Raw genomic sequence first — 13,574 nt, forward strand, 5'->3', positions numbered from 1 at the left:
AGATTGGAACTTGTGGAAATGAAAACTCAGCCCTGCTGCGGGGCGTGAGCTTTGATGTAGTTCAGCACGTCGGCGAAGGTCACGATCTTCTCGGCTTCTTCGTCGGGGATGTCGATCTCGAACTCTTCTTCGAGCGCCATCACCAGTTCAACCGTGTCCAGCGAGTCGGCGCCAAGGTCTTCCACGAACGACGCATCCGGGGTGATCTGATCTTCGCTCACGGAAAGCTGCTCGGCGATGATCTTCTTGACCTTCTCTTCCAACGTACTCATGCATTAACTCCTGAAACCACAGTTATCGATGATTGAAGCCCGCGTATTGTAGTCAATCGCTGGGAGAAACAGTGCCACCAAGAAAAAAACGCAAAATCAGTGCCTTAATTTTGCAACAAGCGACTGCGGCCCGAGGGCCTCAGTCCATGTACAGTCCGCCGTTGACGTGCAGCGTGGTCCCGGTGACGTAACCGGCTTCACGCGAAGCCAGAAACGCCACGGCGGCGGCGATGTCCTCCGGCGCGCCCAGGCGCTGCACCGGCACGCGATCCATCAGCCCCTTGCGCACGTCCTCGCTCAGGGTCTTGGTCATGTCGGTGTCGATGAAGCCCGGCGCCACCACGTTGACGGTGATGCCGCGCGAGCCGATCTCCTGCGCCAGCGACTTGGAAAAGCCGATCAGGCCGGCCTTGGCCGCGCAGTAATTCGCCTGGCCCGGATTGCCCATGCTGCCGACCACCGAGCCGATGCTGATGATGCGGCCATAGCGCGCCTTCATCATGCCGCGCAGCACCGCACGCGAGAGACGGAACACCGAGGTCAGATCGGTCTGGATCACCTGATCCCAGTCCTCGTCCTTCATGCGCAGCATCAGCGTGTCGCGGGTGACGCCGGCATTGTTCACCAGCACGCTCAGCGTGCCGATGCTGGACAGCAAGGCTTCCACGGCGGCGCCGTCGCGCACGTCCAGCACCCGGCCTTCACCGCCGTAAGGCGCAAGCGTGGCGCTGATCGCCTGCGCGCCGGATTCACTGGTGGCGGTGCCGTAGACCTTGGCGCCGGCCTTTGCAAAACGCAGGGCGATGGCCTGGCCGATGCCTCGGCTGGCGCCGGTGACAAGCACGGTGTCGCGGTTGCCGTCGGCGGTCTGGGGGGAATCGGTCATGAGAAAGGCTGGCTCGTGCAGGCGGCTGCTTGCCGCGGCGCGTAGTGGGATTGACTGTGTAGACAATAGGATAGCGGCAGCACAGCCATCAAGGTCAAGCCTTGACAGCAGCCACCGCTTTGGCGAAGCCCTCGGCGTCTTCCAGGGCAAACGACAGCGCGTCCTTGACGATGCGCTTGTTCAGGCCCACCAGAACCTTGCCCGGACCACATTCAAAAAGCTGCGTAACACCCTGTTCCTCAAGCTTTTTGATTGTCGCGGTCCAACGCACGGGGCGGTACAGCTGATCACGCAGCGCCAGCCGGATCGCCTCCGGCTCCTGGCGCGTCGCGCCGTCCAGATTGTGCAGCACCGGCAGTGCCGGCGCGCGCACGCTCAGGCTGCCGAGGCGCTCGAACAGCTTGTCGGCCGCCTCGCGCAGCAGCGCGCTGTGCGAAGGCACCGACATCGGCAGACGCTTGATCATGCGCGCGCCGCGCGCCTTGCCCTGCGCTTCCAGCCATTCCAGGGCCGGAATATTGCCGGCCACCACCACCTGTCCCGGCGCGTTGTAATTGGCCGGCTCCAGCACGCCCGGGCCGCTGTATTCGCGGCAGAAGGCCTCGATGGCCTCGTCCTCCAGGCCCACCACCGCCGACATGCCGCCCACACCTTCCGGCACCGCGGCCTGCATCAGCTGGCCGCGCAACTCCACCAGCTTGAGCGCGTCGGCAAAATCCAGGCTGCCCGCGGCGACCAGCGCGGTGTATTCACCCAGGCTGTGCCCGGCCAGCGCCGCCGGCGCCGGCAGGCCCTGGGCCTGCCAGAGGCGCCAGACCGCGATGCCGGCGGCCAGCAAGGCCGGCTGCGTGCGCGCGGTCTGGTTCAGGCTCTCCGCCGGGCCTTCGCGCACCAGCGCGGCCAGGTCCCAGCCCAGCGCCGTGGAGGCTTCCTCGAAGGTCTGGCCGATCAGCGCATCACTGTGACCGGACAGCATGCCAACGGCCTGCGAACCCTGGCCGGGAAATAACATCGCGTAAGTCATGTTTGCTTATTCTCAGTTTGCGTTATCGACGTCTCGGGGGCGGTGCCTTTCTCGCGTCCGGTAAAGCTGCCGAACATCAAGCCATAAAGCAAAGCGGTGATGGTGCCGTACAGGTGCGACTCGGTGATGACATGCCCGCCCAGGGCGGCTTCGTCGGACACCGGTGCGCCGGCAATGATTTCATAAGCCAGCTTGCCCAGCAGATACAGCAGGCAGGCGGCGGCGATCAGATCGCGCTGGCGCAGCTGCGGCACCAGGCCCAGCAGGAACAGACCATGGATCACGCCCGACATGCCCACATAGTGCTGCAACCAGGGAACCAGCGCGTACAAAAACAGTCCCATGCCGGTGGACAGCAGCAGCAGGCGACGCAGCCAGACCCAGGCCGGCAGTCTTTGCGGACAGAGCAGCACCAGTACCAGCAGGCCCAGACTGTTGAGCAGCAGGTGATACCAGCCCAGATGCACGAAGCTGCCGCTGGCCAGGCGCCACCACTGTCCGCCGGCAATCGCGGCGCGATCGAAGCGCAGCCACTCGCGCCCCGCATCGCCGAAGGCTTGCAGCAGTACGAGCAGCAGCACCAGAAACAGAGGCCAGACCCAGATGTCACGGGTCCGACGTAGCGAGTTTGTTATCATCGAGCCAGACGCACACGGCGTCATCCAACCTAGTAAATCTTAACCCGAATGAACAAACCTCATGCTCGCCGCCGGCAGAGCGGCTTCACCCTGATCGAAATCATGGTCGTGGTGGTGATTCTCGGCATCCTGGCCACCTTCGTGGTGCCCAAGATCATGAACAAGCCCGACGAGGCGCGCATCGTCAAGGCCAAGCACGATATCTCCGCGCTGCTCACCGCGCTGAACTTCTACAAGCTGGACAACTACGGCTATCCGTCCACGCAGCAAGGCCTGGAAGCCCTGGTGCACAAACCCTCGGGCTCGCCGGAGCCGAAGAACTACCGCGCCGAAGGCTATCTCGACAAGCTGCCCAAGGATCCCTGGGGCAATCCGTATCAGTACCTGTCCCCGGGCACCAAGGGTGAGGTGGATGTCTACTCGCTGGGCCGCGACAACCGCCCGGGCGGCGAAGGCGCCGATGCCGACATCGGCAACTGGGATATCAACGGCTGATCCCCATGCGGGTCCTGCCCGCCCGCGCCCGCTTCGTCGTGCCTGCCGCCGCGCGCGCTTCGCGCGGTTTCACGCTGATCGAAATCCTGGTGGTGATGGTGATCATCGGGGTACTGGTGAGCTTCGCCACGCTCTCGATCAGCAGCCGCGCGCTGGCCGACAAGCTGGAGAGCGAAGCGCATCTGCTCGCGCAACTGCTGGCCCTGGCCAGCGAGGACGCTGAGCTGCAGGGCGTGGAGCTGGGCTTCGTCCATACCGAGCACGGCTACGCCTTTCTCACCGTCGGCCCCGGCGGCGGCTGGATTCCCATCGACAGCGGCGCGCTGCGCCCGCGTCGCCTGCAATCACCGATCACCCTGCAGATGCGCGTCAACGAGCAGAAGGTGCCGCCGGTTTCCGAAGCCAGCCTGAAAACCGCCGCCCAGCGCGATCAGCAGGCGGAGAAGCAGAAGGCCAAGGGTGAAGCCACAGCCGAGGCGCAAGAGGCTGCCACCAGGAACAAGGGCAAGGATCAGGACAAGGACAAACAGCAGCCGCTCAAGCCGCAGGTGCTGCTGCTGTCCAGCGGCGAGAGCACGGCCATGAGCCTGGACATCGGCGCACCCGGCGTGCCCAGCGCCTTTCGCCTCGATCTCGATGAACTGGGTCATGTGCAGCAGCAGACCCTGGATGTGCGGCGATGAAGCGCACACGCGGCTTCACGCTGATCGAGATGGTGGTGGCGCTGGCCGTGGTCGCCATCGCCCTGGGTGCGATTCTCGCCGGCATGGCGCGCTACGTCGGCGGCGCGGCGCAGCTGCGCAATCGCAGCATCGCGCTGTGGGTGGCACACAACCGCCTCACCGAACTGGAGCTGCAGCGGCAGTGGCCGGATCTGGGCAAGTCCGACGGTGATGTGGACATGGCCGGCATCAGCTGGCGCTGGCGCGTGGAGATCAGCAAGACCGACGACGAGCAGGTCCGCCGCGTCGAGATCACGGTCAGCGGCCCGAAGGACAAGTCGCCGGCGGCCAGGCTCAGCAGCTTTCTGGTTGCCAGCGGCCACACATGAAGCGCGCCACCAAAACCTTCGCGCAATCCGGCTTCACGCTGCTGGAGATGCTGGTGGTGGTGGCCATCTTCGCCATCTTCGCGGTGCTCGCCTACGGCGGCCTCAACAGCGTGCTCAAGACCCGCGCCGCCGTGGAGCGCGGTCAGCAGGAACTGGCGCAGGTGCAGAAAGCCTATCTGCGTCTGCGCGACGACTTGCAGCAGGTGCAGCCGCGTCCGGTGCGCGACAACTACGGTGATCTGCAGCCGGCCTTCTACGCCAATCGCGAGGGTGACCTGGAACTCACGCGCGGCGGCTGGCGCAATCCGCTGCTTCTGCCGCGCAGCAGCCTGCAGCGGGTGAGTTATCACCTGGCAGAGGACGGTCTGCACCGGCGCAGCTGGCGTGGGCTGGACCGCGCCCAGGACGACAAGCCGCAGGACGTGCTGCTGCTGGCCGGCGTCAGCAAAGTGGGCTGGCGTTTTCTCGATGAGCAGGCGCAATGGCAGACACAGTGGCCGCCGCTCAACGCCGTGCAGGGCACGACGCCGGAAACGCAGCTGCCGGCACCACCGGTGGCGGCGGAAATCACCCTGCGCACGCGCAGCTTCGGTGAGCTGCACTTTCTGTTCCGTCTGGGCCTGGACCCGCGCAAGCAGGACGCAGAGCCCCCGCCGCCCGGCCCGAATCAGGAACCGCCGGCACAGCTGCCCCGAGGAGACGGCGAGTGAGGCGCCGCCAGCAAGGTGTGGCCCTGATCACCGCCATGCTGGTGGTGGCGCTGGCGGCGATTGCCGCGACGGCGCTGCTCAGCTCGGCCAATCTGGCCCTGCATCGCACGCAGAATCTGCAGGAGTCCGAGCAGGCCTGGTGGTATGCCGAAGGCGTCGAAGGCTGGGTGCGCACGGTGCTGGCACACGACGCCGAACTGAATCGCTACGACGGTCTGGGTGATATCTGGGCGCGCGCCGTGGACTACCTGCCGATCGGCGAAGGCGTGCTGCGCGGTCACATCGTCGATCTGCAGGGACGCTTCAATCTCAACAATCTGGCCGTGACGCAGCCGCAGGCCTACGAGAAGCAGCTGCTGATCTTTACCCGGCTGGCAGCCATCGCCGCCGGCCTGGATGATTACCAGGCGCGCGGCCTGGGCGCCGCGATCCGCGACTACATCGATGCCGACAACGAACCCACTGGCGGCGAAGGCGCCGAAGACTCGGCTTACCTGAGCCTCAAGCCGCCGCGGCGCGTCGCCAACCAGGCCATGCAGAGCGTCACCGAGCTGCTGGCGGTGGCCGGCGTCACGCCGGAAATCTACGCCCGCCTGGCGCCCCATCTGACGGCGCTGCCGGTCAAAACCGGCGGCTTCACCACCATCAACGTCAACACCGCGACCCCGGCCCTGCTGCAGGCCCTGACCAGCGCGCCCGGCGCCGGCCTGGAACAGTTCATCGCCGAGCGGGCCAAGCATCCGGTGGAAACCGTCAGCGAGCTGTTCGGCGAGCGCAATGTCTACAGCGCCAATGCCGCCGACAACAGCCTGCTCTCGGTATCCAGCGAATACTTCCAGCTCAACGCCGAAATCTTCATAGGCAGCAGCCGCTTCGCCCTGTATAGTCTTTATCGTCGCGCCGGCGCCGCCGCGCCCGTGGTGCTGCGCCACAGCAGCTTCACCGAATAATCGATAACAGGCTGTAGAATCGCCCGGGCCCCGAACGCCTCCCTGATCAATCCGCGTGCGCGAAACCCTCTACATCCGCCTGCAGCGTGCCGACGCCGACACGCCGCTGGAATACTGCATCGCCCGTGCCGACGCCGTGGCGTCCTTCGCCGTGGCGCAGGCCCCGCTGTCCGAGCTGACGGCCCTGGCCGCGCCGCGCCGCGTGGTGGTGCTGCTGCCTGGCGCGGAGGTGCGTCTGGCCAGCGTGCAGGTGCCGGCACGGCAGGCCGCCAAGGTGCTGCAGGCCGCCCCCTTCGTGCTCGAAGAACAGCTGGCCGATGATGTCGATGCCCTGCACTTCGCCCTCGGCACGCGGCAGGCGGACCAGCGCTGGCCGCTGGCGATCATCGCCCACGAGCGTCTGCAGGCTTATCTGGACCTGCTGGGCGCGCACCAGATTCATCCGCAGCAGCTGATTCCCGATCTGCTCGCCCTGCCCGTGCCGGAAGCCGGCCAGATCAGCGTGCTGATCGACGGCGAACAGGCACTGCTGCGCAGCGCGGTGGACGCCGGCCTGGTCTGTCTGGCCGAGGATCTGCCGCTGTGCCTGGGCCTGCTCGATCCCGACCGGCAGCGTCGCCTGCGCCTGATGATTCCGCGCGGCCAGAACTTCGACCCCAGCCGCCTGGACTGGCCGATGGACGTGCTGCACGGCTATGCCTCGCCTTTCGAAGCGCTGCTGCAGCAACTGCGCACGGCACCCAGCATCAATCTGCTGCAGGGCGGCTACTCGCGCCGCGAACATGTCCTGCGGCATCTGCTGCCCTGGCGGCAGGCGGCGCTGGCGGCGGGCCTGGCCCTGCTGCTGGGCGGCGGGCTGTATGCCACGCAGTCGCTGCACCTGGGCCGCGAGCTGGAACAGCAGCAGGAACAGAACATCGCGCGCTTCCAGCAGGTGTTTCCGGACGAGCAGCGCATCGTCGATCTGTCCAGCCAGCTCAATCAGCGCCTCGCCGGCTTTCAGAGCAGCAGCGGCAATTTCCTGCAGTACACCGAGCTGCTCAGCCAGGCGCTGGTCGCCGTGCCGGGCCTGAAGCTGCAGGACCTGCAGTTTCGCGATGGCGCGCTGTACGCCAGCCTCGCGGCCAGCCGGCTGGAAGTGCTGGACCCGCTCAAGGCCTGGTTTGCCGCCGGCCGCGGCGTGGCCTTCAGCGTCGACTCCGCCGACTCCGGCAGCGAAGGCGTGAAACTGCGCGTGCGCTTGGGCAACACATGAAGAATCCCTTGCAGGCGCCGCTGCAGCAGCTGCAGCAGAAACTCCAGGAGCCGCTGGCCCAGCTGCGCGCGCAGCTGGACCAGCGCACACCGCGCGAGCGCGTGCTGCTGGTCGGCGGCGGCGTGATCCTGCTGCTGCTCGCGCTCTACCAGGGCCTCTGGGAACCGCTGGTGAACGCGCACGAGTCGCGCCGCGAAGCGCTGGACGAGGCGCGCGCGCTGGCGGTGCGCATCGAAAGCGCCGCGCAGCTGGCGCAAAGCAGCCAGGGCGTCGCCAATCGCCGGATCTCCATACTCGCGGCCGTGGACCAGAGCAGCCGCGAGCCGACACTGGGCAAGGCGCCCACGCGCGTGCAGCCGGACGGCGACGGCGAAACCTCGGTGAAGGTATGGCTGGATGAAGTGTCCTTCGACAATCTGCTGCGCTGGCTGGGCGAGCTGCAGAGCCGCTACGCGATCACGGTGCAGAGCGCCGAAATCGAAGCGGGCACTGCAGCGGGCGCGGTCAATGTCCGCCTGACGCTCGGCCGCTGAGCATGCGCAAACGCACTTACCTGCTCGCCGCCCTGCTCTGCTTCGTGCTGAGCCTCGCCCTGGGCACGCCGGCCGCCCTGCTCTACGCCGGACTGCGCACGCGCCTGCCCGAGCTGCAGCTGCTGGGTGTGGACGGCAGCATCTACGAAGGCCAGGCGGCGGCGCTGCGCCTCAACGATGCCGGCCTGCTGGAACGTCTGCACTGGCGCCTGCGCCTGAGCGATCTGCTGCTGGCACGCCTGGGCATCGAACTCGGCGCCAGCGGCAGCACCGTGCTGGACACCCATCTGAGCCGCAGCCTGACCGCCTTGCGCGCCCAGAACCTGCGGCTGAGCGGCCCGCTCAAGCCCTGGCTGGGCGTCTTCGGCCAGGCTTATGTGCCCGTCGACGGCCAGCTCAATGCCGAGCTGCCGCTGCTTCGCCTGGAGCACAACTGGCCGCGTGATGCCAGCGGCAAGCTGCAGCTGCAGAACCTGGCCTGGACCCTGGCACGCGATCCGGTGGTGCTGGGCAGCTTCCAGGCCGACCTGAGCCGCGAAGGCGAAGACGTGGTCGCGCTGATCCACACGCTGGGCGGCCCGCTGGAGGTCAATGGCGACGCCCGCGCGCGCGGCGATTACAGCTACGAGCTGCATCTGCAGCTCAAGCCCAAGGCCGATGCGCCGCCGCTGGTGCTGAGCTTCCTGAGCTCGCTGGGCCAGCCGGACAACCAGGGCTATTACCGCATCAACCGCAGCGGCCGTGCGCCCGGCGCACCGCCGCCGCCCAATGCGCCGCTGGGCGCACCGCCAGGACCCCCGCCATGAGCAACTGGAGCGCCCATGTGGTGGTCGCCTGCGTCGTCGAGCGCGAGAACCGCTTCCTCATGGTGGAAGAACGCATCAACGGCGAGCTCAAGCTCAACCAGCCGGCCGGCCACTGGGAACAAGGCGAAACCCTGGTGCAGGGCGCGATCCGCGAAGCCCTGGAAGAAACCGGCTGGGATGTCGAACCCACGCAGGTGCTGGGCATCTACCATCACGATCCCGAGCAGCTGCCTTACGGCTTTCTACGCATCGCCTTCATTGCGCGCGCTCTGCGTCAACGCCCCGGCCACGTGCTCGATCACGGCATCGAGCGCGCGGTGTGGATGAGCCGCGAGGAACTCATCGCCGCCAGCGCGCTGCACCGCAGCCCCATGGTGTTGCGCTGCGTGGATGACTATCTGGCCGGACAGGCGTATCCGCTGTCGCTGCTTCAGCACCTCTAGCCGTCGGCGAGCTCCGGCTCCACCAGCTTCGCCAGGTATTCCAGCGATTCCTGCCAGCCGGCGTAGCACATCTCCGGCGGAATCATCTCCGGCACGCCGGCCTGGGTGATGTTCAGCTCGGTGCCGCAGGCCACCGCGCGCAGCTCCACCGTCACTTCCATCTCGTCCGGCATGTTCGGATCGTCGAACTTGTCGGTGTAGCGGATGCGCTGCCCCGGCACCAGCTCCAGGAAACGGCCGCCGAAGGCATGGCTGTTGCCGGTGGTGAAGTTGCGGAAGGACAACCGATGCTGTCCGCCCACCTTCGGCTCGAAGATGTGCACCTGACAGGTGAAACCGTGCGGCGGAATCCAGCGCGCGAAAGCGTCCGGCTCGGTGAAGGCGCGATAGACCTTCTCGGGCTTGGCGCGCAGCACGCGGTGCAGGCGGATGGTGTTGCCGGACATGTGAGCTCCTCGGATCATGAAACGCCAGGGAATCTGGTGCGGCTGTTCCCTCCCTTGCCCATGAGGCTAAGGCGCCGGGATGAGCGCAGCAAGACGTCGCGAACCTGCGACAATGCGCGCCGCCATGTCCACGCCGCAAGCCTCTGCTCGCACCACTCACGCGCCGCCCGGCGCCCACGTCATCGTCGGCCTCTCCGGCGGCGTCGATTCGGCGGTGAGCGCATATCTGCTCAAGGAGCAGGGCTATCGCGTGTCCGGCTTGTTCATGGTCAACTGGACCGAGGACGAGGAAGGCTATTGCACGGCCGCGCAGGATTTCCAGGATGCGCGCGCGGTCTGCGAGGAGCTGGACATTCCCCTGCACCGCGTGGATTTTTCCCGCGAGTATCGCGAGCGCGTGTTCGCGCAGTTTCTCGCCGACTATGCCGCCGGCAAGACCCCCAATCCCGATGTGCTGTGCAACCGCGAGGTGAAGTTCGCGCCGTTTCGGGAACACGCCCTGCGCCTGGGCGCGGACTACATCGCCACCGGTCATTACGCGCGCATCGCGCATGCCGCCGAGGGTCCGCAACTGCTGCGCGCCGCCGACGACAACAAGGACCAGACCTACTTTCTGGCCGCCGTCACGCGCGCGCAGCTGGAGCGCGTGCTGTTTCCGGTGGGAGACCTGGCCAAGCCCCAGGTGCGCGAGCTGGCCACCCGCGCCGGCCTGCCGGTGCATCGCAAGAAGGACTCGACCGGCATCTGCTTCATCGGCGAGCGCGAGTTCCGCGAGTTTCTGTCGCGCTATCTCAAGCCCGACCCCGGCCCCATTGTCGATGACGCCGGCCGCGAGATCGGCCGCCATCAGGGCCTGATGTACTACACCCTGGGCCAGCGCCGCGGCATCGGCGTGGGCGGCACCAGGCACGGCCGCGACGCGCCCTGGTACGTGGTGGGCAAGGACGCCGCGCGCCGCGCCCTGCTGGTCTCGCAGGACCCGGCGCATCCGCGGCTGATGAGCGCGGCGCTGCGCACCGGCCCCTTCAACTGGCTGGCCGAACCGCCGCCGGCCGGCACGCCGCTGCAGGCGCGCATCCGTCATCGCCAGGCGCTGCAGGACTGCCGCATCGAGCTGGAAGACGGGGGCCTGCGGGTGCGCTTCGCCCAGCCGCAGCGCGCCGTGGTGCCCGGACAGTTCTGCGTGCTCTACGACGGACCGCGCTGCCTGGGCGGCGGCGAAATCGCGCAAGCCGGGCCGGCGGCGTCCTGAATTCGCGACGTCGGCCTGAGAAGCCGGCGGTTCGATGCTAGAATGTGAGACGCGCAACGTACCGGGTCTGCCCACGCGGATCGGTTCCCCCGACGCGGGCCGGCAAACCTCGTGCGATGCGATTTCTCTCGCTCTTTCCACACGGGATCGACCACGACCATGCTGCAAGCCTACCGCCAACACGCCGCCGAGCGCGCCGCCCTCGGAATCCCCCCGCTGCCGCTCACCGCGCAGCAGACCGCCGAAGTGATCGAGCTGATCAAGAATCCGCCGGCCGGTGAGGAAGCGTTCCTGGTCGATCTGCTCACCCACCGCGTGCCGCCCGGCGTGGACGACGCCGCCAAGGTCAAGGCCTCGTTCCTGGCCGCCGTCGCCGACGGTGAAGTCAAGTGCGGCCTGATCTCGCGCACCAAGGCCACCGAGCTGCTCGGCACCATGGTCGGCGGCTACAACGTCAAGCCGCTGATCGATCTGCTCGGCGATGCCGAAGTCGGCGCTGTGGCCGCTGCCGCGCTGAAGAAGACGCTGCTGATGTTCGACTTCTTCCACGACGTCTCCGAGCTGGCCAAGGCCGGCAACGCCAACGCCAAGGCCGTGATCCAGTCCTGGGCCGATGCCGAGTGGTTCACCAGCCGTCCGGAAGTGGCCAAGAAGATCACCGTCACCGTGTTCAAGGTGCCGGGCGAAACCAATACCGACGACCTCTCGCCCGCTCCGGATGCCTGGAGCCGCCCCGACATCCCGCTGCACTACCTGGCGATGCTGAAGATGGTGCGCCCGGACGCTGCCTTCAAGCCGGAAGAAGAAGGCAAGCGCGGCCCCATCCAGTTCATCGAAGACCTCAAGAAGAAGGGCAACCTCGTCGCCTACGTCGGTGACGTGGTCGGCACCGGCTCCTCGCGCAAGTCCGCCACCAACAGCGTGATCTGGGCCACCGGCGAAGACATTCCCTTCGTGCCCAACAAGCGCTTCGGCGGCGTCACGCTCGGCGGCAAGATCGCGCCGATCTTCTTCAACACCCAGGAAGACTCCGGCTCGCTGCCCATCGAAGTGGATGTCTCCAAGTTCGAGATGGGCGATGTCATCGACATCTTCCCCTACGAGGGCAAGATCGAGAAGAACGGCGCCGTGGCCGCCAACTTCGAGCTGAAGAGCCCGGTGCTGCTCGATGAAGTGCGCGCCGGTGGCCGCATCAATCTGATCATCGGCCGCTCGCTCACCGCCAAGGCCCGCGAATTCCTCGGCCTGCCGGCTTCCACCACCTTCCGCCTGCCCGCCTCGCCCAAGGACACCGGCAAGGGCTATACGCTCGCGCAGAAGATGGTCGGCCGCGCCTGCGGCCTGCCGGAAGGCAAGGGCATCCGTCCGGGCACCTACTGCGAACCGAAGATGACCACGGTCGGCTCGCAGGACACCACCGGCCCGATGACCCGTGACGAGCTCAAGGACCTGGCCTGCCTCGGCTTCTCCGCCGACCTGGTCATGCAGTCCTTCTGCCACACCGCGGCCTATCCGAAGCCCGTGGACGTGAAGACCCACCGCGAGCTGCCCACCTTCATCAGCAACCGTGGCGGCGTGGCCCTGCGTCCGGGCGACGGCGTGATCCACTCCTGGCTCAACCGCCTGCTGCTGCCCGACACCGTCGGCACCGGCGGCGACTCGCACACCCGCTTCCCCATCGGCATCAGCTTCCCGGCCGGCTCCGGCCTGGTGGCCTTCGGCGCCGCCACCGGCGTGATGCCGCTGGACATGCCCGAATCCGTGCTGGTGCGCTTCAAGGGCAGCATGCAGCCGGGCGTGACCCTGCGTGATCTCGTGCACGCCATCCCGCTCTACGCGATCAAGGCTGGCCTGCTCACCGTCGCCAAGGCTGGCAAGAAGAACATCTTCTCCGGCCGCATCCTGGAGATCGAAGGTCTGCCCGAGCTCAAGGTCGAACAGGCCTTTGAACTCTCCGACGCCAGCGCCGAGCGCTCCGCCGCCGGTTGCACGATCAAGCTCAACCAGGCGCCGATCATCGAGTACATGAACTCGAACATCGTGCTCATGAAGAACATGATCGCCAACGGCTACAAGGACGCGCGCACCCTGGAGCGCCGCATCAAGAAGATGCAGGAATGGCTGGCCAAGCCCTCGCTGCTGGAAGCCGACAAGGACGCCGAATACGCGGCCGTGATCGAGATCGATCTGAACGAGATCAAGGAGCCGATCGTCTGCTGCCCGAACGATCCGGATGACGCCAAGTTCCTCTCCGAAGTCGCCGGCACCAAGATCGACGAAGCCTTCATCGGTTCGTGCATGACCAACATCGGCCACTTCCGCGCCGCCGGCAAGCTGCTGGAAGGCAAGAAGGACATCCCGGTGCGTCTGTGGGTGGCCCCGCCCACCAAGATGGACGCCGCCGAGCTGACCAAGGAAGGCGTGTACAACACCTTCGGCACCGCCGGTGCGCGCACCGAAATGCCGGGCTGCTCGCTGTGCATGGGCAACCAGGCGCAGATGAAGGAAGGCGCCACCGCCATCTCCACCTCCACCCGCAACTTCCCCAACCGTCTGGGCAAGAACACCAATGTGTTCCTGGGCTCGGCGGAACTGGCGGCGATCGCCTCGAAGCTCGGCAAGCTGCCCACCCGCGAGGAGTACCTGGCGGAAATGGGCATCGTCAACAAGAGCGCCGACAAGATCTACCAGTACATGAACTTCGACAAGATCGAAGAGTACGCGGAGACGGCCAAGGAAGTGAGCGCGTAAACCGCGCATTCGCAAGCGCTGCATGAGCAAGCCCGCCGGCGCAAACCGGCGGGCTTTTTCTT

Annotated in this window: 16 protein-coding genes; 11 read left to right on the forward strand and 5 right to left on the reverse strand. The window is 66.7% G+C overall.

Annotated features, from left to right (window positions below):
- Window positions 1–26: 26 nt before the first annotated feature.
- From acpP to rrtA, 4 genes are all read right to left on the reverse strand, one after another.
- Window positions 27–272: an acyl carrier protein gene (acpP, locus tag BMY12_RS11800; protein ID WP_093286333.1), complete on the reverse strand. Its 246-nt coding sequence runs from the start codon at window positions 270–272 to the stop codon at window positions 27–29.
- Between the two features lie 139 nt (window positions 273–411).
- Complete coding sequence (fabG, locus tag BMY12_RS11805; protein ID WP_093286336.1) at window positions 412–1,158, reverse strand: 3-oxoacyl-ACP reductase FabG; 747 nt, start codon at window positions 1,156–1,158, stop codon at window positions 412–414.
- Window positions 1,159–1,252: 94 nt separating this feature from the next.
- A complete protein-coding gene (gene fabD / locus BMY12_RS11810; RefSeq protein WP_245732475.1) occupies window positions 1,253–2,182 on the reverse strand; it encodes an ACP S-malonyltransferase in 930 nt (309 codons plus the stop codon).
- A complete protein-coding gene (gene rrtA, locus BMY12_RS11815) occupies window positions 2,179–2,763 on the reverse strand; it encodes a rhombosortase (RefSeq protein WP_093286338.1) in 585 nt (194 codons plus the stop codon). The genes fabD and rrtA overlap by 4 nt, the downstream gene beginning before the upstream one ends.
- 105 nt (window positions 2,764–2,868) lie before the next feature.
- Here rrtA and gspG point away from each other — a divergent pair, with 105 nt between their 5' ends.
- The 9 genes from gspG to BMY12_RS11860 are packed head-to-tail and all read left to right on the forward strand — an operon-like array spanning window position 2,869 to window position 9,063.
- Window positions 2,869–3,315, forward strand: a complete 447-nt coding sequence (gene gspG, locus BMY12_RS11820) for a type II secretion system major pseudopilin GspG (RefSeq protein ID WP_093286341.1) — start codon at window positions 2,869–2,871, stop codon at window positions 3,313–3,315.
- Between the two features lie 5 nt (window positions 3,316–3,320).
- On the forward strand, window positions 3,321–3,998 hold the full coding sequence (locus BMY12_RS11825) for a prepilin-type N-terminal cleavage/methylation domain-containing protein (protein ID WP_093286345.1): 678 nt from the start codon (window positions 3,321–3,323) through the stop codon (window positions 3,996–3,998).
- Window positions 3,995–4,366, forward strand: a complete 372-nt coding sequence (gene gspI, locus BMY12_RS11830) for a type II secretion system minor pseudopilin GspI (RefSeq protein WP_093286348.1) — start codon at window positions 3,995–3,997, stop codon at window positions 4,364–4,366. Before BMY12_RS11825 ends, gspI begins: the two co-directional genes overlap by 4 nt.
- On the forward strand, window positions 4,363–5,076 hold the full coding sequence (gspJ, locus tag BMY12_RS11835; RefSeq protein WP_093286351.1) for a type II secretion system minor pseudopilin GspJ: 714 nt from the start codon (window positions 4,363–4,365) through the stop codon (window positions 5,074–5,076). The genes gspI and gspJ overlap by 4 nt, the downstream gene beginning before the upstream one ends.
- Window positions 5,073–6,026: a type II secretion system minor pseudopilin GspK gene (gene gspK, locus BMY12_RS11840; RefSeq protein ID WP_093286353.1), complete on the forward strand. Its 954-nt coding sequence runs from the start codon at window positions 5,073–5,075 to the stop codon at window positions 6,024–6,026. Before gspJ ends, gspK begins: the two co-directional genes overlap by 4 nt.
- A gap of 55 nt (window positions 6,027–6,081) precedes the next feature.
- On the forward strand, window positions 6,082–7,281 hold the full coding sequence (gspL, locus tag BMY12_RS11845; RefSeq protein ID WP_093286357.1) for a type II secretion system protein GspL: 1,200 nt from the start codon (window positions 6,082–6,084) through the stop codon (window positions 7,279–7,281).
- Window positions 7,278–7,814 (forward strand): type II secretion system protein M, encoded by a 537-nt coding sequence (locus BMY12_RS11850; protein ID WP_093286360.1) that lies wholly within the window; start codon window positions 7,278–7,280, stop codon window positions 7,812–7,814. Before gspL ends, BMY12_RS11850 begins: the two co-directional genes overlap by 4 nt.
- A 2-nt stretch (window positions 7,815–7,816) precedes the next feature.
- The gene (locus BMY12_RS11855) at window positions 7,817–8,620 is read left to right on the forward strand and encodes a type II secretion system protein N (protein WP_093286363.1); all 804 of its coding nucleotides are present in this window, start codon (window positions 7,817–7,819) and stop codon (window positions 8,618–8,620) included.
- On the forward strand, window positions 8,617–9,063 hold the full coding sequence (locus tag BMY12_RS11860) for an NUDIX hydrolase (RefSeq protein WP_093286366.1): 447 nt from the start codon (window positions 8,617–8,619) through the stop codon (window positions 9,061–9,063). The genes BMY12_RS11855 and BMY12_RS11860 overlap by 4 nt, the downstream gene beginning before the upstream one ends.
- Here BMY12_RS11860 and BMY12_RS11865 read toward each other — a convergent pair.
- On the reverse strand, window positions 9,060–9,509 hold the full coding sequence (locus BMY12_RS11865) for an SRPBCC family protein (protein ID WP_093286368.1): 450 nt from the start codon (window positions 9,507–9,509) through the stop codon (window positions 9,060–9,062). The genes BMY12_RS11860 and BMY12_RS11865 overlap by 4 nt on opposite strands.
- A 124-nt stretch (window positions 9,510–9,633) precedes the next feature.
- On the opposite strand from BMY12_RS11865, the gene mnmA reads away from it, so the two are divergent.
- Together mnmA and acnB are read left to right on the forward strand one after the other, a co-directional pair.
- Entirely contained in the window at window positions 9,634–10,761 is a 1,128-nt protein-coding gene (gene mnmA, locus BMY12_RS11870; RefSeq protein ID WP_093286779.1) for a tRNA 2-thiouridine(34) synthase MnmA, read from the forward strand.
- A gap of 159 nt (window positions 10,762–10,920) precedes the next feature.
- Window positions 10,921–13,512, forward strand: a complete 2,592-nt coding sequence (gene acnB, locus BMY12_RS11875; protein ID WP_093286371.1) for a bifunctional aconitate hydratase 2/2-methylisocitrate dehydratase — start codon at window positions 10,921–10,923, stop codon at window positions 13,510–13,512.
- The last annotated feature ends 62 nt before the right edge of the window (window positions 13,513–13,574 follow it).

The sequence above is a fragment of the Solimonas aquatica genome, assembly GCF_900111015.1.
Lineage (GTDB): Bacteria > Pseudomonadota > Gammaproteobacteria > Nevskiales > Nevskiaceae > Solimonas > Solimonas aquatica.

Excerpts from the sequence above, each read along its gene's own strand:
- acpP (WP_093286333.1), bottom strand. The coding sequence starts at position 272 with ATGAGTACGTTGGAAGAGAAGGTCAAGAAGATCATCGCCGAGCAGCTT.
- gspJ (WP_093286351.1), top strand. The coding sequence starts at position 4,363 with ATGAAGCGCGCCACCAAAACCTTCGCGCAATCCGGCTTCACGCTGCTG.
- fabG (WP_093286336.1), bottom strand. The coding sequence starts at position 1,158 with ATGACCGATTCCCCCCAGACCGCCGACGGCAACCGCGACACCGTGCTT.
- mnmA (WP_093286779.1), top strand. The coding sequence starts at position 9,634 with ATGTCCACGCCGCAAGCCTCTGCTCGCACCACTCACGCGCCGCCCGGC.
- gspI (WP_093286348.1), top strand. The coding sequence starts at position 3,995 with ATGAAGCGCACACGCGGCTTCACGCTGATCGAGATGGTGGTGGCGCTG.
- BMY12_RS11850 (WP_093286360.1), top strand. The coding sequence starts at position 7,278 with ATGAAGAATCCCTTGCAGGCGCCGCTGCAGCAGCTGCAGCAGAAACTC.
- BMY12_RS11825 (WP_093286345.1), top strand. The coding sequence starts at position 3,321 with ATGCGGGTCCTGCCCGCCCGCGCCCGCTTCGTCGTGCCTGCCGCCGCG.
- gspG (WP_093286341.1), top strand. The coding sequence starts at position 2,869 with ATGAACAAACCTCATGCTCGCCGCCGGCAGAGCGGCTTCACCCTGATC.
- acnB (WP_093286371.1), top strand. The coding sequence starts at position 10,921 with ATGCTGCAAGCCTACCGCCAACACGCCGCCGAGCGCGCCGCCCTCGGA.
- BMY12_RS11855 (WP_093286363.1), top strand. The coding sequence starts at position 7,817 with ATGCGCAAACGCACTTACCTGCTCGCCGCCCTGCTCTGCTTCGTGCTG.
- fabD (WP_245732475.1), bottom strand. The coding sequence starts at position 2,182 with ATGACTTACGCGATGTTATTTCCCGGCCAGGGTTCGCAGGCCGTTGGC.
- BMY12_RS11865 (WP_093286368.1), bottom strand. The coding sequence starts at position 9,509 with ATGTCCGGCAACACCATCCGCCTGCACCGCGTGCTGCGCGCCAAGCCC.
- BMY12_RS11860 (WP_093286366.1), top strand. The coding sequence starts at position 8,617 with ATGAGCAACTGGAGCGCCCATGTGGTGGTCGCCTGCGTCGTCGAGCGC.